Source organism: Pseudomonas sp. App30 (assembly GCF_047947025.1).
Taxonomy (GTDB): domain Bacteria; phylum Pseudomonadota; class Gammaproteobacteria; order Pseudomonadales; family Pseudomonadaceae; genus Aquipseudomonas.
The window spans coordinates 4,558,890-4,577,279 of sequence record NZ_CP133165.1; the positions used below are offsets into that span (position 1 = coordinate 4,558,890).

The 18,390-nt window shown below is 60.4% G+C and carries 16 protein-coding genes and 2 tRNA genes; 17 read left to right on the plus strand and 1 reads right to left on the minus strand.

From position 1 onward, the window contains the following. Positions 1–8 precede the first annotated feature (8 nt). Complete coding sequence (locus RAM80_RS21235) at positions 9–416, plus strand: MFS transporter (RefSeq protein ID WP_416422398.1); 408 nt, start codon at positions 9–11, stop codon at positions 414–416. A 12-nt stretch (positions 417–428) separates the two neighbouring features. On the opposite strand, the gene RAM80_RS21240 is transcribed toward RAM80_RS21235, so the two are convergent. Beyond that, on the minus strand, positions 429–737 hold the full coding sequence (locus RAM80_RS21240) for a YhbY family RNA-binding protein (protein ID WP_416422399.1): 309 nt from the start codon (positions 735–737) through the stop codon (positions 429–431). Positions 738–838: 101 nt separating this feature from the next. On the opposite strand from RAM80_RS21240, the gene rlmE reads away from it, so the two are divergent. From rlmE to RAM80_RS21320, 16 genes are all read left to right on the plus strand, one after another. Beyond that, the gene (rlmE, locus tag RAM80_RS21245; protein WP_416422400.1) at positions 839–1,462 is read left to right on the plus strand and encodes a 23S rRNA (uridine(2552)-2'-O)-methyltransferase RlmE; all 624 of its coding nucleotides are present in this window, start codon (positions 839–841) and stop codon (positions 1,460–1,462) included. Positions 1,463–1,681: 219 nt separating this feature from the next. Further along, entirely contained in the window at positions 1,682–3,589 is a 1,908-nt protein-coding gene (ftsH, locus tag RAM80_RS21250; protein WP_416422401.1) for an ATP-dependent zinc metalloprotease FtsH, read from the plus strand. An 8-nt stretch (positions 3,590–3,597) separates the two neighbouring features. Beyond that, the gene (gene folP, locus RAM80_RS21255) at positions 3,598–4,449 is read left to right on the plus strand and encodes a dihydropteroate synthase (RefSeq protein ID WP_416422402.1); all 852 of its coding nucleotides are present in this window, start codon (positions 3,598–3,600) and stop codon (positions 4,447–4,449) included. A gap of 16 nt (positions 4,450–4,465) precedes the next feature. Next, positions 4,466–5,806 carry a phosphoglucosamine mutase gene (gene glmM / locus RAM80_RS21260; RefSeq protein ID WP_416422403.1) on the plus strand — a complete coding sequence of 447 codons (1,341 nt, stop codon included), beginning with the start codon at positions 4,466–4,468 and terminating at the stop codon, positions 5,804–5,806. A 65-nt stretch (positions 5,807–5,871) separates the two neighbouring features. After that, positions 5,872–6,627 (plus strand): triose-phosphate isomerase, encoded by a 756-nt coding sequence (gene tpiA / locus RAM80_RS21265; RefSeq protein ID WP_416422404.1) that lies wholly within the window; start codon positions 5,872–5,874, stop codon positions 6,625–6,627. Between the two features lie 4 nt (positions 6,628–6,631). Continuing rightward, positions 6,632–7,015 carry a preprotein translocase subunit SecG gene (gene secG / locus RAM80_RS21270; RefSeq protein ID WP_416422405.1) on the plus strand — a complete coding sequence of 128 codons (384 nt, stop codon included), beginning with the start codon at positions 6,632–6,634 and terminating at the stop codon, positions 7,013–7,015. A gap of 21 nt (positions 7,016–7,036) precedes the next feature. Then, positions 7,037–7,122: transfer RNA gene (locus RAM80_RS21275), tRNA-Leu, on the plus strand. A 98-nt stretch (positions 7,123–7,220) separates the two neighbouring features. Then, positions 7,221–7,297 (plus strand) — tRNA-Met (locus RAM80_RS21280). A gap of 131 nt (positions 7,298–7,428) precedes the next feature. Further along, the gene (rimP, locus tag RAM80_RS21285) at positions 7,429–7,887 is read left to right on the plus strand and encodes a ribosome maturation factor RimP (protein WP_027981879.1); all 459 of its coding nucleotides are present in this window, start codon (positions 7,429–7,431) and stop codon (positions 7,885–7,887) included. Between the two features lie 59 nt (positions 7,888–7,946). After that, a complete protein-coding gene (gene nusA, locus RAM80_RS21290; protein ID WP_027981880.1) occupies positions 7,947–9,428 on the plus strand; it encodes a transcription termination factor NusA in 1,482 nt (493 codons plus the stop codon). Positions 9,429–9,455: 27 nt separating this feature from the next. Continuing rightward, on the plus strand, positions 9,456–11,957 hold the full coding sequence (gene infB / locus RAM80_RS21295; RefSeq protein WP_416422406.1) for a translation initiation factor IF-2: 2,502 nt from the start codon (positions 9,456–9,458) through the stop codon (positions 11,955–11,957). Between the two features lie 110 nt (positions 11,958–12,067). Continuing rightward, on the plus strand, positions 12,068–12,469 hold the full coding sequence (rbfA, locus tag RAM80_RS21300; RefSeq protein ID WP_416422407.1) for a 30S ribosome-binding factor RbfA: 402 nt from the start codon (positions 12,068–12,070) through the stop codon (positions 12,467–12,469). A gap of 3 nt (positions 12,470–12,472) precedes the next feature. Continuing rightward, positions 12,473–13,390 carry a tRNA pseudouridine(55) synthase TruB gene (gene truB, locus RAM80_RS21305; RefSeq protein WP_416422408.1) on the plus strand — a complete coding sequence of 306 codons (918 nt, stop codon included), beginning with the start codon at positions 12,473–12,475 and terminating at the stop codon, positions 13,388–13,390. Positions 13,391–13,506: 116 nt separating this feature from the next. Beyond that, positions 13,507–13,776: a 30S ribosomal protein S15 gene (gene rpsO, locus RAM80_RS21310; protein ID WP_158157548.1), complete on the plus strand. Its 270-nt coding sequence runs from the start codon at positions 13,507–13,509 to the stop codon at positions 13,774–13,776. A 254-nt stretch (positions 13,777–14,030) separates the two neighbouring features. Beyond that, positions 14,031–16,136, plus strand: coding sequence for a polyribonucleotide nucleotidyltransferase (pnp, locus tag RAM80_RS21315; protein WP_416422409.1), 2,106 nt, complete (start codon positions 14,031–14,033; stop codon positions 16,134–16,136). A 509-nt stretch (positions 16,137–16,645) separates the two neighbouring features. Next, positions 16,646–18,009, plus strand: a protein-coding gene (locus RAM80_RS21320; protein ID WP_416422410.1) for an IS3 family transposase whose coding sequence is annotated in 2 segments (ribosomal slippage) — positions 16,646–17,111 and positions 17,111–18,009 — 1,365 coding nt in all. Because the reading frame shifts where the segments join, the coding sequence is not laid out codon by codon here. Positions 18,010–18,390: the final 381 nt, after the last annotated feature.

Sequence of the window (18,390 nt, forward strand, 5' to 3'; positions counted from 1 at the left end):
GCCCGTTCATGGCGGGCGCGATCATCTGGCAGCTTGCCCAGGTACTCTGGGTGGGCGGCCTGTGGTTCCTGCAACTGGGCGTGATGCCGGCGCTGACCCACATCGGGTTGGCGCCGGTGCTCATTCAGGACGTGGGCGCGCAAATGACCGCGCTGCTGGTGGGTTTCTGTGCGTTCTGTGTGGTATTGCAGGCGCTGGTGCTGATCAGTGGCCTGGGCTTTGCGGCCCTGTGGCGTGACTCGCGTGGACAGTTGCTGTCCATGGCCCTGATGGCCGCCGCGTTGTACGGCGTGGTGACCGTCGGGGCGCTCGACCCGCTGCGGTGGCAGATATTCTGTTACCTGGCGCTGGGCCTCTGCGGCCTGGCGCTGGTGTTGCAACCGGTGCCGGCCAGGGCGCGCCAGGCGCGCCACTGACCGTCGCGAACATCACTTGTAGCGATGGATGTTCGACAGCTGCTTGTTCGGCTGTGGGTTGCGGCGATAGATCAGCGCTTTCTTGCCGATGGTCTGCACCAGCTCGGCGCGGCCAGCCTTGCACAGCTCGGCAATGGTCGCGGCACGGGCTTCACGATCTTCGGAGCGAATCTCGACCTTGATCAATTCGTGGTCGACGAGTGCGCGTTCGAGTTCTTCCAGAACTCCTTCAGTCAGGCCATTGCCTGCCACAATCAGAACTGGTTTCAGATCGTGGCCAATGGATTTGTACTGTTTCTTCTGCTCGTTAGTGAGCGGCATAATCTGACCCTTAGTTTGGATTTTGCAAAAATGGCGGCCATTTTACCCGAGGGCCCGTGGATCCGCCCAATTAATCACGACCCTTATCATCGAGGTGCCCAATGGCGCGTTCCAAGACAAGCCTTGGTTGGCTGAAAGAACATTTCAACGATCCTTACGTCAAAAAGGCGCAAAAGGACGGTTATCGCTCGCGAGCGAGCTACAAACTGCTTGAAATCCAGGAAAAGTACCGCCTGATCCGTCCCGGCATGAGCGTGATCGACCTGGGCGCAGCGCCTGGTGGCTGGTCGCAGGTGACCAGTCGTCTGATTGGTGGCCAGGGCCGCCTCATCGCCTCCGACATCCTGGAAATGGACAGCATCCCGGACGTGACCTTCATACAGGGTGACTTCACCGAGGACGAGGTGCTGGCGCAGATTCTCGAGGCCGTGGGTAATTCGCACGTGGACCTTGTGATTTCGGATATGGCCCCCAATATGAGTGGTACGCCCGAAGTGGACATGCCCAAGGCGATGTTCCTGTGCGAGCTGGCGCTTGACCTGGCGACCCGCGTGCTCAAGCCTGGCGGCGATTTCGTGATCAAGATTTTCCAGGGCGAAGGGTTCGATCAATACCTCAAGGACGCCCGCAAGAAGTTCGACAAGGTGATCATGCTCAAGCCCGACTCCTCGCGTGACCGTTCCCGCGAACAGTACATGCTGGGGCGTGGTTACAAGGGCGAGTAAGGCCTGCGCCGGGCAGGTGTCGAGGTAGCCCATAGTTTTTTCCAATCGGATGGACTGCGTGGCCGGGATCGACATCGTGTAGTCTAGTTTTCACAAAGGGTTACAGACGGCACCTGCAGACAAACAGGTTATGTAGTAAGTTAAGCCGGTGATTATCATGCGAAGCACGCCTGCGCGGGTTGCGGGTAGCAGGCTTCAGAGGGTAGCGAATTGAACGATATGGCAAAGAATCTGATCCTGTGGTTGATCATTGCGGCCGTGCTGGTGACGGTGATGAACAACTTCTCCAGCCCCAATGAGCCTCAGACCCTCAACTATTCCGACTTCATCCAGCAGGTCAAGGATGGCAAGGTCGAGAAAATTACCGTTGACGGCGTGGTCATCACCGGCAAGCGCAATGATGGCGACAGCTTCAAGACCATTCGTCCGAACATTGCCGACAACGGCCTGATCGGCGACCTGGTCGACAACCACGTGGCCATCGAAGGCAAGCAGCCCGAGCAGCAGAGCATCTGGACTCAACTGCTGGTGGCGAGCTTCCCGATCCTGGTGATCATCGCGGTGTTCATGTTCTTCATGCGCCAGATGCAGGGCGGTGCGGGCGGCAAGGGCGGGCCGATGAGCTTCGGCAAGAGCAAGGCGCGCCTGCTGTCCGAAGACCAGGTCAAGACTACGTTGGCCGACGTCGCCGGTTGCGACGAAGCCAAGGAAGAAGTGGGCGAGCTGGTCGAGTTCCTGCGCGACCCGGGCAAGTTCCAGCGCCTGGGCGGTCGTATCCCGCGCGGCGTGCTGATGGTCGGCCCTCCAGGTACCGGTAAGACCCTGCTGGCCAAGGCCATCGCGGGCGAAGCCAAGGTGCCGTTCTTCACCATTTCCGGTTCGGACTTCGTGGAAATGTTCGTGGGTGTCGGTGCCAGCCGTGTGCGCGACATGTTCGAGCAGGCCAAGAAGCACGCACCCTGCATCATCTTCATCGACGAGATCGACGCCGTGGGTCGCCATCGTGGCGCCGGCATGGGTGGCGGTCACGACGAGCGTGAACAGACCCTCAACCAGTTGCTGGTGGAGATGGACGGCTTCGAGATGAATGACGGCATCATCGTCATCGCCGCGACCAACCGTCCGGACGTGCTCGACCCTGCGCTGCTGCGTCCAGGTCGTTTCGACCGCCAGGTGGTGGTTGGCCTGCCGGACATCCGCGGCCGCGAGCAGATCCTCAAGGTACACATGCGCAAGGCGCCACTGGGTGACGACGTCAACCCGGCGGTCATTGCCCGTGGCACCCCTGGCTTCTCCGGTGCGGACCTCGCCAACCTGGTCAACGAGGCCTCGCTGTTCGCTGCCCGCAATGGCAAGCGCATCGTCGAGATGAAGGAATTCGAGCTGGCGAAAGACAAGATCATGATGGGCGCCGAGCGCAAGACCATGGTCATGTCCGAGAAAGAGAAACAGAACACTGCGTACCATGAAGCCGGTCACGCCATCGTCGGCCGTATCGTGCCCGAGCACGACCCGGTCTACAAAGTGTCGATCATTCCCCGTGGCCGCGCGCTTGGCGTGACCATGTTCCTTCCCGAGGAAGACCGCTACAGCCTGTCCAAGCGTGCGCTGATCAGCCAGATCTGCTCGCTGTACGGCGGCCGTATCGCCGAGGAAATGACCCTGGGCTTCGACGGTGTCACCACCGGCGCGTCCAACGACATCATGCGTGCCAGCCAGATTGCCCGGAACATGGTCACCAAGTGGGGCCTGTCCGAGAAGCTGGGCCCATTGCTGTACGCCGAAGACGAAGACCAGGGCTTCCTGGGTCGTGGCGGCGGCGGTGCCAACTCCAGCGTCTCGGGTGAAACCGCGAAGATGATCGACCTGGAAGTGCGCAGCATCATCGACCAGTGCTACGGCACGGCGAAGCAGATCCTCACCGATAACCGCGACAAGCTGGACGCCATGGCGGACGCCTTGATGAAGTACGAGACCATCGATGCCGATCAGATCGACGACATCATGGCTGGCCGCACGCCGCGCGAACCGCGTGACTGGTCGGGCGGCTCAGGCTCTACCGGCACCCCAGTGCCGCGGGACGACCGTCCCGAGAGCCCGATCGGCGGTCCTGCAGCTCAACACTAAGGCCTGACATGACTTCACAGCAGTACCCAACCCGGTTGCCTTGCGGCAACCGGGTTCTTGATTTAAGCCGTACCCATGTCATGGGTATCCTCAATGTCACCCCCGATTCCTTCTCCGATGGCGGCCGGTTCAACCAGCTCGACGTGGCCCTGCGCCACGCCGAAGCCATGGTGGCGGCCGGGGCCACGCTGATCGACGTCGGTGGCGAGTCCACCCGGCCCGGTGCGCGCGTGGTCACCCCGCTCGAAGAGCTGGAGCGCGTGGCGCCGGTGGTGGAAGCCATCGCCCGGGAAATCGACGTGATCATCTCGGTGGACACCTCCACGCCTGCCGTCATGCGCGAGACGGCGCGGGTAGGCGCCGGGCTGATCAACGACGTGCGCTCGCTGCAGCGTGACGGCGCCCTGGATGCCGCGGCCGCCACCGGCCTGCCGGTGTGCCTGATGCACATGCTGGGCGAGCCCGGCAACATGCAGGACGACCCTCACTACCATGACCTGGTGGGCGAGGTGACCCAGTTCCTCGACGAGCGTATGCAGGCTTGTGCGGCGGCGGGTATCCCGGCCGAGCGCATCATCCTCGACCCGGGCTTCGGCTTTGCCAAGACCCACGAGCACAATCTCAGCCTGTTCAAGCACATGCAGGCCCTGGAAGCCCTTGGGCGGCCCCTGTTGGTGGGTGTGTCGCGCAAGAGCATCGTGGGCCTGGCGTTGGGCCGGCCGGTGTCTGAACGCCTCTACGGCAGCCTGGCGCTGGCAGCGCTGGCCATGTTCAAGGGCGCAAGGATCCTTCGCGTGCACGACGTGGCGGAAACCGCCGACGTCGTACGCATGATCACAGCGGTAGAAACCGCTGAATAAGAATGACGGAGCACACATGAGCAGAAAATATTTTGGCACCGACGGCATCCGCGGTCGTGTCGGGGAATACCCCATTACGCCTGACTTCATGCTCAAGCTGGGCTGGGCCGCCGGCATGGCCTTCCGCAAGATGGGCGCCTGCCGCGTACTGGTCGGCAAGGACACGCGCATCTCCGGCTACATGTTCGAATCGGCCCTGGAAGCCGGCTTGTCGGCCGCTGGCGCCGACGTGATGCTGCTGGGCCCGATGCCGACACCGGCCATCGCCTACCTGACCCGCACCTTCCACGCCGAAGCCGGCATCGTCATCAGTGCCTCGCACAACCCCCATGACGACAATGGCATCAAGTTCTTCTCGGGCCAGGGCACCAAGCTGCCCGACGAGATCGAGTTGATGATCGAGGAGCTGCTGGACGCGCCGATGACCGTCGCCGAGTCGAGCAAGCTGGGCAAGGTGTCGCGCATCAACGACGCCGCCGGCCGCTACATCGAGTTCTGCAAGAGCAGCGTGCCCACCAGCACCGACTTCGCCGGCCTGAAGCTGGTGATCGACTGTGCCCACGGTGCCACCTACAAGGTTGCCCCCAACGTGTTCCGCGAGCTGGGCGCCCAGGTCACCGTGCTGTCGGCAGCGCCCGATGGCCTGAACATCAACGACAACTGCGGCTCCACCCACATGGAGGCCCTGCAGGCCGCCGTGCTGGTCGGCCACGCCGACCTGGGCATCGCCTTCGACGGCGACGGCGACCGCGTGCTGATGGTCGACCACACGGGCGCCATCGTCGACGGTGACGAGCTGCTGTTCATCATCGCCCGCGACCTGCACGAGCGCGGCAAGCTGCATGGCGGCGTGGTCGGCACGCTGATGAGCAACCTGGGCCTGGAGCTGGCCCTGGAAGAGCTGTCGATTCCGTTCACCCGCGCCAACGTCGGCGACCGCTACGTGATGGCCGAGCTCAAGGAGCGTGAATGGCAACTGGGTGGCGAGAACTCCGGCCACATCGTCTGCTGCCAGCACACCACCACGGGTGACGCGATCATCGCCGCGCTGCAGGTGCTGTTGTCGCTCAAGCGTCGTGACGAAACCCTGGCCCACGCCCGCCATGGCCTGCGCAAGTGCCCGCAGGTGCTGCTCAACGTGCGTTTCGCCGGTGGCGACGTGAACCCCATCGAGCACCCTTCGGTGCAGCAGGCGTGCGAGCGCGTGACCCACGCCATGGCCGGTCGCGGGCGCGTGTTGCTGCGCAAATCCGGCACCGAGCCGCTGGTACGGGTGATGGTCGAAGGCGACGACGAAAAGACCGTGCACGGCTATGCCGAAGAGCTCGCGAAGGTCGTTAGTGAAGTTTGCGCTTGATACGGCTTGCCAGTAGTCGCTTCGTTGGGTAACATCTGCGCCCACTTTGACCGACGAGGTACAGCATGCGTCGCCCTATGGTAGCTGGTAACTGGAAAATGCACGGTACCCGCGCCAGCGTCGCTGAGCTGCTCAAGGGCCTTGTAGATGAGGCCCTGCCTGGCGGTGTTGATGTGGTGGTATTTCCACCCGCCCTGCACGTCGAACGAGTGATCGACGGCCTGCAAGGTGCATCGATTGAAGTAGGTGCGCAGAACTGCGCAACGCAAACCGGGCAAGGCGCCCTGACCGGCGAGGTTTCGTCGACTCAGTTGGCTGATGCCGGTTGCAAGCTTGTGTTGATCGGTCACTCCGAACGCCGCCAGATCATCGGCGAGCAGGACGAAGTGCTGGTTCGCAAGTTCGAGGCGGCTCAGGCAGGTGGCCTGGTTCCGGTGCTCTGCATCGGCGAGACCCTGGCAGAGCGCGAAGCCGGCAAGACCCTGGAAGTGGTAGGGCGCCAGCTGAGCAGTGTCATTGATGCCCTGGGCATCGGTGCCTTCGCCAACGCAGTGATCGCTTATGAGCCTGTATGGGCCATCGGCACTGGTCTGACGGCAACGCCAGAGCAGGCGCAGGATGTGCACGCAGCCATTCGTGCTCAACTGGCAACAGAGAATTCTGAAGTCGCGCAAGGTGTGCGGCTTCTATACGGCGGCAGCGTGAAGGCGGCCAATGCGGCTGAGCTGTTCGGCATGCCGGATATCGATGGGGGGCTCATTGGTGGAGCCTCCTTGAATGCAGATGAGTTCGGTGCGATCTGTCGCGCCGCGGGAAACTGAGAAGATGCTGGAAACAGTCGTAGTCGTGTTTCATCTGCTGGCTGCCCTGGGTGTAGTTGCCCTGGTTTTGCTGCAGCAGGGTAAAGGTGCGGACGCTGGCGCGTCTTTCGGAGCAGGTGCATCAAATACTGTGTTCGGAAGCCAAGGTTCCTCTACCTTTCTTAGTAAGTTTACTGCTATACTTGCCGCAGGTTTCTTCATAACCAGCTTGGGGTTAGGATACTTTGCTAAAGAGAAGGCTCACCAGCTGACTCAAGTAGGGTTACCCACTCCGGCAGCAGTTGAAGCGCCAAAGCAAAAGCCGGCCTCAGATGATGTACCGGTGCTTCAAGAGCAAAAGACTGATGTGAATTCCACTGACGTACCTCCCGCTCAAGAGCAGAAGTAAAAGGGTTTCAAACGTAGTATTGCCGAGGTGGTGGAATTGGTAGACACGCAACCTTGAGGTGGTTGTGCCCATAGGGTGTAGGGGTTCGAGTCCCCTTCTCGGTACCATTTATTCAGGAGAGCCCGCAACAGCGGGCTTTCTTGTCGGTGGAAGTGTGCGATTGACCCAAAAGGGTATCAGACGTATACTTTTGCCCCAGCTTTGTCGCGGGATGGAGCAGTCTGGTAGCTCGTCGGGCTCATAACCCGAAGGTCGTTGGTTCAAATCCAGCTCCCGCAACCAGTTTTACTGGAGCCCCTTTTACAGGGGCTTTTTGTTAGCTGAAAAGATCATAGCGCCGGTATTCAACGGCGTTTCAGGGATGGGCGCTTCGCCCATTTTTTATTTGCATAAGCATGCACGAGGGGGTTCAGGTGTCGAGCAAGCTAGAACAGTTGCAGGCCTTGCTGGCCCCGGTGGTCGTGGCCCTAGGCTATGAATGCTGGGGTATCGAGTTCTCGGCTCAAGGCCGTCACTCAATGTTGCGCATTTATATCGACAAAGAAGGCGGTGTGCTGGTGGATGACTGCGCCATTGTCAGTCGTCAGGTCAGCGGGGTGCTTGATGTTGAAGACCCTATCGCTGTCGAGTACACCCTTGAAGTCTCTTCTCCTGGCATGGAACGCCCGCTGTTCACCCTTGAACAGTTCGCCAAGTATGCCGGGGACCAAGTGAAGATCAAGCTGCGCTCTCCCTTTGAAGGGCGTCGCAACTTTCAGGGCCTTCTCCGCGGGGTGGAGGAGCAGGACGTCGTGGTGCAGGTTGATGACCATGAGTTCCTGCTGCCGATCGATATGATCGACAAGGCCAACATTATTCCCAGTTTTGACTGAGACGTGCCAGATACTGCGGATCCCGCGGATCCAATGGCTTGCGAAAGGCGAGGCGTACGATGAGCAAAGAAGTACTGCTGGTTGTTGAGTCGGTATCCAACGAAAAGGGTGTACCGGCCGGCGTAATATTCGAAGCGCTGGAGATTGCTCTGGCAACCGCTACCAAGAAGCGCTTCGAAGATGAAGTGGACCTGCGTGTGGAAATCAACCGCCACACCGGTGCCTATGAAACTTTCCGTCGCTGGGCAGTGGTCGAGGATGAAGACCTGGACGACCCGGCGATCGAGCTGGCCGTTGACCAGGCCCAGGCCAAGAAGCCGGGCGCCGTCGCCGGCGACGTGATCGAAGAGAAGATCGAATCGATCGAATTCGGTCGCATTGCAGCACAGACTGCCAAGCAGGTGATCGTCCAGAAAGTTCGTGAAGCAGAGCGCGCCCAAGTGGTTGACGCCTATCGCGAGCGCCTGGGCGAGATCATCTCCGGTACTGTTAAGAAGGTTACCCGTGACAACGTCATCGTGGACCTTGGCAACAACGCCGAAGCCCTGCTGGCCCGCGAGGACATCATTTCTCGCGAAACTTTCCGGGTAGGTGTGCGCCTGCGCGCCCTGCTCAAGGAAATCCGCACCGAGAACCGCGGTCCGCAGCTGATCCTGTCGCGTACAGCGCCGGAAATGCTGATCGAACTGTTCCGCATCGAAGTGCCGGAAATTGCCGAAGGCCTGATCGAAGTGATGGCTGCGTCCCGTGACCCGGGTTCGCGCGCCAAGATTGCGGTCCGCTCCAAGGACAAACGCATCGACCCACAAGGTGCCTGCATCGGTATGCGCGGTTCGCGCGTCCAGGCGGTATCGGGTGAATTGGGCGGTGAGCGTGTGGATATCGTCCTGTGGGATGACAACCCTGCGCAGTTCGTGATCAACGCGATGTCCCCAGCTGAAGTGGCGGCGATCATTGTCGACGAGGATGCCCATGCAATGGACATCGCTGTCGGCGCTGACAATCTGGCTCAGGCCATTGGTCGTGGTGGTCAGAACGTACGTTTGGCCAGCCAGCTGACTGGCTGGACCCTGAACGTGATGACCGAATCGGACATCCAGGCTAAGCAGCAAGCAGAAACCGGCGACATCCTGCGCAACTTCATCGACGAGCTGGAAGTCGACGAAGAGCTGGCACAGGTGCTGGTTGATGAAGGCTTCACCAGCCTGGAAGAGATTGCCTACGTACCGTTGGAAGAAATGCTCAACATCGACGGCTTTGACGAGGACATCGTCAACGAGCTTCGCGCTCGTGCCAAGGATCGCCTGTTGACCAAAGCCATCGCTACAGAGGAAAAGCTGGCAGACGCCCATCCGGCCGAAGACCTGCTCTCGCTTGAGGGTATGGACAAGGATTTGGCGATGGAACTGGCGGTGCGCGGCGTAATTACCCGCGAAGACCTGGCCGAGCAGTCTATTGATGATCTGCTCGACATCGACGGCATTGACGATGATCGTGCCGGCAAGTTGATCATGGCCGCCCGAGCCCACTGGTTCGAGTAAGTAGGCGCGGCCTGAGGAGAGAAGTGCATGACGCAAGTCACGGTGAAAGAACTGGCCACAGAGGTCGCCGCACCGGTAGAGCGCCTGTTACAGCAGATGCGTGAGGCAGGTCTGCCACACACCGACGCCGGACAAGTTGTGACCGATAATGAGAAGCAGGCTCTGCTGGCTCATTTGAAAAGCAGCCACAAGGCTAAAGCGGAAGAACCACGCAAGATCACCTTGCAGCGCAAGACCACCAGCACCCTGCGTGTGGCTGGCAGCAAGAGCATCAGCGTAGAAGTACGCAAGAAGAAAGTATTCGTGCAGCGCAGCCCTGAAGAAATTCAGGCCGAGCAGAAGCGCGAGCTGGAAGAGCGCCGTGCAGCCGAGAACGCTGCGCGTCAGAAAGCCGAACAGGAAGCTGCCCGTCAGCGTGCCGAAGAAGAAGCACGCCGTCCTGCCGCGCCTGCGTCGGCTGCTGCCCCGGCACCTGCCGTGGAAGCGCCTGCCGCCGCTGCCGATGTAGCCGTTGCCCCTGCGCCGGTTGCCGACCGCAAGAAAGACGAGCCGCGTCGCCCGGACAAACCGCGCAACGACGACAGCCGCCGCAACGATGGCGAGCGCAAGAACGCGCCGCATCGTGCTTCGGTCAAGGAAAAAGAGAAGGCGCCGACTCCACGTGCCGCCCCACGCACCACCGACGAGGAAAGCGATGGCTTCCGTCGTGGCGGTCGTGGCAAGGGCAAGCTGAAGAAGCGCAACGCCCACGGCTTCCAGAACCCTACCGGTCCTGTGATTCGTGACGTGCAGATTGGCGAGACCATCACTGTCGGCGACCTGGCCGCGCAGATGTCGGTGAAAGCTGCCGAAGTCATCAAGTTCATGTTCAAGCTGGGTACCCCGGCCACCATCAACCAGGTACTGGACCAGGAAACTGCCCAGCTGGTTGCTGAAGAACTGGGCCACAAGGTGACCCTGGTCAGCGACACCGCCCTGGAAGACTCCCTGGCCGAATCGCTGAAGTTCGAAGGTGAGGCGTTCTCCCGTGCCCCAGTCGTGACCGTAATGGGCCACGTTGACCACGGTAAGACCTCGCTGCTGGACTACATCCGTCGTGCCAAGGTAGCTGCTGGCGAAGCCGGTGGTATCACCCAGCACATCGGTGCGTACCACGTTGAAACCGACCGTGGCATGGTGACCTTCCTCGACACCCCTGGCCACGCCGCGTTTACCGCCATGCGTGCCCGTGGTGCCAAGGCTACCGACATCGTGATCCTGGTCGTTGCTGCCGACGACGGCGTGATGCCGCAGACCATCGAAGCCGTTCAGCACGCCGTTGCTGCTGGCGTGCCGCTGGTTGTCGCAGTGAACAAGATCGACAAGCCGGGTGCAGACCTGGACCGTATCCGCAGCGAGCTGTCGGTACACGGCGTGACCTCGGAAGACTGGGGTGGTGACACTCCATTCGTACCGGTCTCGGCGAAGATGGGTACTGGCGTCGACGAGCTGCTGGAAGCTGTCCTGCTGCAAGCCGAAGTACTGGAACTGAAGGCAACCCCATCGGCCCCTGGCCGTGGTGTTGTGGTTGAATCGCGCCTGGACAAGGGCCGCGGCCCGGTTGCCACCGTGCTGGTTCAAGACGGTACCCTGCGCCAAGGCGACATGGTGCTGGTCGGTTCGAACTACGGCCGTGTACGTGCCATGCTCGACGAGAACGGCAAGCCGATCAAGGAAGCAGGTCCGGCCATTCCGGTCGAGATCCTGGGCCTGGACGGTACCCCGGACGCTGGCGACGAGATGAGCGTGGTTGCCGACGAGAAGAAAGCCCGTGAAGTGGCTCTGTTCCGTCAAGGCAAGTTCCGCGAAGTCAAGCTGGCCCGCGCCCACGCTGGCAAGCTGGAAAACATCTTCGAGAACATGGGCCAGGAAGAGAAGAAGACGCTCAACATCGTCCTCAAATCCGACGTCCGTGGTTCGCTGGAAGCTTTGCAGGGCGCTCTGAACGGCCTGGGCAACGACGAAGTGCAAGTGCGCGTGGTCGGTGGCGGCGTCGGTGGTATCACCGAATCCGATGCCAACCTGGCACTGGCCTCCAATGCAGTACTGTTCGGCTTCAACGTGCGTGCCGATGCCGGCGCGCGCAAGATCGTCGAGCAGGAAGGTCTGGATATGCGTTACTACAACGTGATCTACGACATCATTGAAGACGTCAAGAAAGCCCTGACCGGTATGCTCGGCAGCGACGTTCGCGAGAACATCCTGGGCATCGCCGAAGTGCGTGACGTGTTCCGTTCGCCGAAGTTCGGTGCTATCGCAGGTTGCATGGTCGTCGAAGGTACCGTTTACCGGAACCGTCCGATCCGTGTACTGCGCGAAGACATCGTTATCTTCGAAGGCGAGCTGGAATCGCTGCGTCGCTTCAAGGACGACGCCTCGGAAGTCCGTGCCGGCATGGAATGCGGTATCGGCGTGAAGAGCTACAACGACGTCAAGGTCGGCGACAAGATCGAAGTCTTCGAGAAGGTCCAAGTGGCTCGTACGCTCTAACACGCGAGCTAGAGGAGTGCACCGGGTTCGCCCGGGCACTCTAAACGCAACGCCCGGTCCGGCTCTTCGCCTGGCCGGGCGTTTGCCGCTTCAGTTACAGGTAAGAATTCATGGCAAAAGAATACAGCCGTACCCAGCGCATCGGCGACCAGATGCAACGCGAGCTGGCGCAACTGATCCGCCGTGAGGTCAAGGACCCGCGCGTGGGCCTGGTGACCATCACTGCCGTCGACGTCAGCCGCGACGTGGGCCATGCCAAGGTGTTCATCACCGTCATGGGCCAGGACAGCGCCGAGGACATCAAGCAGACCATCAAGGTGCTGAACTCTGCCGCAGGCTTCCTGCGCGTGCACCTGGGCAAGGAAATGAAGCTGCGCAGCGTGCCGCAACTGCACTTCCACTACGACGAAAGCGTCACCCGTGGTGCCCAGCTTTCCGCGCTGATCGAGCGTGCCGTGGCCGAAGACAGCCAGCACCAGGACGCCGACAGCAAACCAGGCACCGAGGAGTAAGCGGTGGCTCAGGTCAAGCGTATCCGTCGTAACGTCAGCGGCATCATCCTGCTGGACAAGCCGTTGGGCTTCACTTCCAACGCCGCCCTGCAGAAGGTCCGCTGGCTGCTCAATGCCGAGAAGGCCGGCCACACCGGCAGCCTCGACCCCCTGGCCACCGGCGTGCTGCCGCTGTGCTTCGGCGAGGCCACCAAGTTCTCGCAATACCTGCTCGATTCCGACAAGGGCTACGAGACCGTCATGCAGATGGGCCAGACCACCACCACGGCAGACGCCGAGGGTGAGGTTTTGCGCACTCGAGATGTAACCGTTTGTCGCGGCGACATCGAAGCCGTTTTGCCACAATTTCGTGGTGAAATCAGTCAGATACCGCCGATGTACTCCGCCCTCAAGCGTGATGGCCAGCCGCTTTACAAGCTGGCACGTGCAGGGGAAGTAGTGGAGCGCGAAGCGCGTTCTGTTACTATTGACCGGCTGGAATTGCTCGCCTTCGATGAGACCCGCGCACGGTTGTCGGTAGGGTGCTCCAAAGGCACCTACATCCGTACCCTGGTGGAGGACATCGGCGAGCAGTTGGGTTGCGGCGCGTACGTTGCAGAACTGCGTCGCACCCAGGCTGGCCCGTTCACGTTGGCCCAGACGGTCACCCTCGAGGAACTCGAGCGCGTGCATGCCGAAGGTGGCAACGAGGCGGTGGACCAGTTCCTGATGCCTTCTGACAGCGGCCTGCTGGATTGGCCCCTGTTGCAGTTCTCCGAGCACAGTGCGTTCTACTGGCTGCACGGGCAACCGGTTCGCGCCCCCGACGCGCCGAAATTCGGCATGGTGCGGGTGCAGGATCACAACGGTCGCTTCATCGGTATCGGTGAAGTGAGCGAAGACGGGCGCATCGCGCCACGTCGACTGATTCGGTCAGAATGACCGAACGAGGGTGGCTGTTAACAGGCACGGTTATCCCTCACTTTTAAATACGAGGATTTGTCCTCGGCCTGTTGGAAAGCCGGTCAAACGGTTTTCCTTAGTAATGGAGATGCCTCATGGCACTTAACGTTGAAGAAAAAGCAAAGATCGTTGGTGAGTTCCAGCAAGCCGCTGGCGACACTGGTTCGCCAGAAGTGCAAGTTGCACTGCTGACTGCCAACATCAACAAGCTGCAAGGCCACTTCAAGGCCAACGGCAAAGACCACCACTCGCGTCGTGGCCTGATCCGTATGGTTAACCAGCGTCGTAAGCTGCTGGACTACCTGAAGGGCAAAGACACCACTCGTTACAGCGCCCTGATCGGCCGTCTGGGTCTGCGTCGCTAATAGCGGCCCGGGCTTGTGGTGTGCGCGGCGTGTTGCCTCCGTCGAACCCGGCGCCTGGCGCCGGAGCTGACGAACACGCCGTGCGTATCAATGAGGTTGGTTGACTGTCCTGTATCGGCGCCTAGGCGCTGATGCAGGGCAGGCTTCCAGCCTCAAGTTTTATCTGGACTGCCAAAAGGGGCCGATTCCCCTTGCTGCCCAAGAATTTCGCAAGAAACCAGTTCCCCCAGAGCCATTGAAGAAGGTAGGAAACCGTGAACCCGGTAATCAAGAAGTTCCAGTTCGGTCAATCGACCGTAACCCTCGAGACTGGCCGTATTGCCCGTCAAGCCTCCGGCGCCGTGCTGGTCACCGTCGACAACGACGTCACCGTGCTGGTCACCGTGGTAGGTGCCAAGCAAGCTGATCCAGGCAAGGGCTTCTTCCCCCTGTCCGTGCACTACCAGGAAAAGACCTACGCCGCCGGCAAGATCCCTGGTGGTTTCTTCAAGCGTGAAGGCCGTCCTTCCGAGAAAGAGACCCTGACCTCGCGCCTGATCGACCGTCCGATCCGCCCGCTGTTCCCTGAAGGCTTCATGAACGAAGTCCAGGTGGTCTGCACCGTGGTGTCCACCAGCAAGAAGACCGATCCGGACATCGCTGCGATGATCGGTACCTCGGCAGCCCTGGCCATCTCCGGTATTCCTTTCGAAGGCCCGATCGGCGCCGCGCGCGTTGCTTTCCACGAAAGCACCGGCTACCTGCTGAACCCAACCTACGAGCAACTGGCTGCCTCGAGCCTGGACATGGTCGTTGCCGGTACCTCCGACGCCGTGCTGATGGTTGAATCGGAAGCCAAGGAGCTGACCGAAGACCAGATGCTGGGCGCCGTGCTGTTCGCCCACGACGAATTCCAGGCGGTCATCAAGGCTGTCAAGGAACTGGCTGCCGAAGCTGCCAAGCCTACCTGGGCCTGGGCTCCTCAAGCCGAAGCCACCGAACTGCTGGGCGCTATCCGTGCCGAGTTCGGCGCTGCCATCTCCGACGCCTACACCATCACCGTCAAGGCCGACCGTTACGCTCGCCTGGGCGAGCTGAAGGACCAGGTCGTTGCCAAGCTGTCCGGTGAAGAAGGCCAGCCTTCGGCCAGCGACGTCAAGGCTGCCTTCGGCGAGATCGAATACCGCACCGTGCGCGAGAACATCGTCAACGGCAAGCCACGTATCGACGGCCGCGACACCAAGACTGTGCGCCCGCTGAACATCGAAGTCGGCGTGCTGCCGAAGACCCACGGTTCGGCCCTGTTCACCCGTGGCGAAACCCAGGCCCTGGTCGTTGCGACCCTGGGTACTGCCCGTGACGCCCAGCTGCTGGACACCCTGGAAGGCGAGAAGAAAGACCCCTTCATGCTGCACTACAACTTCCCTCCGTTCTCGGTGGGCGAGTGTGGTCGCATGGGCGGCGCTGGTCGTCGTGAAATCGGTCACGGCCGCCTGGCTCGTCGTTCGGTACAGGCCATGCTGCCAGCCGCCGACGTGTTCCCGTACACCATCCGCGTGGTGTCGGAAATCACCGAGTCCAACGGTTCCAGCTCCATGGCTTCGGTGTGCGGTGCATCCCTGGCCCTGATGGACGCCGGTGTACCGATGAAGGCACCGGTTGCCGGTATCGCCATGGGCCTGGTTAAAGAAGGCGAGAAGTTCGCCATCCTGACCGACATCCTGGGTGACGAAGACCACCTGGGCGACATGGACTTCAAGGTGGCCGGTACTGCCAAGGGCGTTACCGCCCTGCAGATGGACATCAAGATCAACGGCATCACCGAAGAGATCATGGAAATCGCCCTGGGCCAGGCCCTGGAAGCGCGCCTGAACATCCTCGGCCAGATGAACCAGATCATTGGCCAGTCGCGTACCGAGCTGTCGGAAAACGCGCCTACCATGATCGCCATGAAGATCGACACCGACAAGATCCGTGACGTCATCGGTAAAGGCGGTGCCACCATTCGCGCCATCTGCGAAGAGACCAAGGCTTCGATCGACATCGAAGACGATGGCTCGATCAAGATCTTCGGCGAAACCAAGGACGCGGCCGAGGCTGCCAAGCAGCGCGTGCTGTCGATCACTGCCGAGGCCGAGATCGGCAAGATCTACGTGGGCAAGGTCGAGCGTATCGTCGACTTCGGCGCCTTCGTCAACATCCTGCCTGGCAAGGACGGTCTGGTTCACATTTCGATGCTGAGCGACGCTCGCGTAGAGAAAGTGACCGACATCCTGAAAGAAGGCCAGGAAGTTGAAGTACTGGTGCTGGACGTGGACAACCGCGGCCGTATCAAGCTGTCCATCAAGGACGTAGCTGCAGCAAAAGCTTCCGGCGTTTAATTAGCCGATAGCAGAAAAGGGCCCTTCGGGGCCCTTTTTTTATGCCCCCAGCTACCCCACGGACCGCCTTTGACCTTGATCCCGTGCGGCCTTTGATCTTGATTGTGTGCCCCATAAAGCGCCAGGGCCGACTGGAGGCGTTGGCCGAGCGGTCCACGGCGTAGCCGGGGAAGACGGAACCGGAGGCGCTTCTATTCCGGGCCGTCGGCCGCTTGGACGACGCCGGAGGGAGGGGACCCGTAGCGAAGCGTAGGGACCAAGCAGGGGCAAGCCTTTTTTGCTTATTTTTTGTCTGGGCCGGCACACCGGGCGTTTGACAAAAAGTGAGCCGGCGTAAGGCCGGAAAGGTGATTCTGCATCACCCTCGGTAATGGATAAGCGCTTGGATTCTGTATCCTGCTTCGGCGATTTCGAACATATCCATTTTCGTGGTGCGACCACCGACTGTTTCGCCCTTACGTGAACTGACCCCCGAATGTTGGACACCTGACCTCGCCGGAGGGTGTTCAATGACGAAGTACGACCGATCGCTCAAACAATCACTGATTGAGGAATGTCTGTCTGCGGGCAGTGTTCATGAGGTGGCAATCAAGCATGGCCTGAGCCCATCGATCCTGCGCCGCTGGGTCAAAGGCTATGAGACGCACGGCGCCGCAGGTTTGGCTGCCAAATACAGCCACTACGATGCCCAGTTCAAAATGAAGGTGTTGCAGTGCATCGAGCAAGAGGGGCTGTCAACCCAGCAAGCGTGCATACGGTTTGATATCCGCGGCCCGAGCAGCATCAGGCAATGGAAAACGCGGTACGATGCAGGCGGAATTGAAGCACTTCAATCGCATCGTCACCGAGAGCCCAGCGTGTCCCGCAAAACCTCCAAAGCACCCACAGTAAGTCCTGAGAACCATGCGGACGCTGACCTGACACCTGAGCAAATGCTCAAGGAGCTGGCCTATCTGCGCGCCGAGAATGCCTATCTAAAAAAGCTCGATGCCTTGATCCAGGCGGATCCTCGGACTGCGCAATCAAAAAAACGCAGGCCGTCCAAGGATTGAGGCAGGTATATCCACTTGCTTTGCTGCTTCGTGCTGCCGGGTTGGCGCGCAGCACCTTCTACTACCAAGGCAAGGCACTGCTGACTGACAAGCATTCTGATCTGAAAGACCGCATACGCAGCGTCTATCACAAGCATCGAGGGCGCTACGGCTATCGCCGCATCACCGCAGCCCTTGGGCGCACTGGTGAGTCGGTCAATCACAAGAAGGTGCAGCGTCTGATGCAGTTGATGGGCCTAAAATCGCTGATCAGGGTGAAGAAGTACCGTTCTTATCGGGGCGATGAGGGGCTTGCCTCACGTAATCTGCTTAAGCGCGAATTCAAGGCAGAAGCCCCCAACCAGAAATGGGCGACCGATGTGACGGAGTTCAACGTAAGAGGGCAGAAGTTGTTTCTTTCGCCTGTGATGGACCTGTACAACGGAGAAATCCTGGCTTACCAGACCAACCGCCGCCCTGAGTTCAATATGGTTTCGAGCATGTTGGAGCAAGCTTTTGGGCGGCTTAATCAAGGTGACAAACCGATCCTGCACTCTGATCAAGGCTGGCAGTACCGCCAGCCGACCTACCGGCACATGCTGGCCGAAAAAAACATTGAGCAGAGCATGTCGCGCAAGGGCAATTGTCTGGACAACGCCGCCATGGAAAGCTTTTTCGGCACGCTCAAGAGTGAGTTCTTCTACCTGGAATCTTTTGAGAGCGTGGAGCAACTGGCATCAGGGCTAGAGAGCTACATCGACTACTACAACCAGGAACGCATAAGCCTCAGATTGAATGGCTTGAGTCCGGTACAATTTCGGACCCAAGCACGGAAACACTAACCCTTGTCCAACATTAGGGGGTCAGTTCAACGGCGAGTAACTTTTTGGCAGTCGCCCCAAAAAGTCACCAAAAAGGGCTTGCCCCTGCTTGGGCCCTCCGCTGCGCTGCGGGTCCCCTCCTTCCGGCGTCGCCCAGGCGGCAAACGGCCCCCGCTATAGAAGCTGGCGGGTTGCCGTTTCCTTCGGCTGCGCCGAAGGGCCCTGCGGGCTGCCGCCTGGTCAACGCCTCCAGTCGGCCCGGGCGCTTTACGGGGCATACAATCAAGATCAAGAGCCAGATCAACAGCAGATCACAAGCAGATCACAAGCAAAGGCAAGGTGGGTGGGTGCAGGCGGTTAGCCTTTACCCAGTTCTTTAGCGGACATGCAACTTGCACGCGG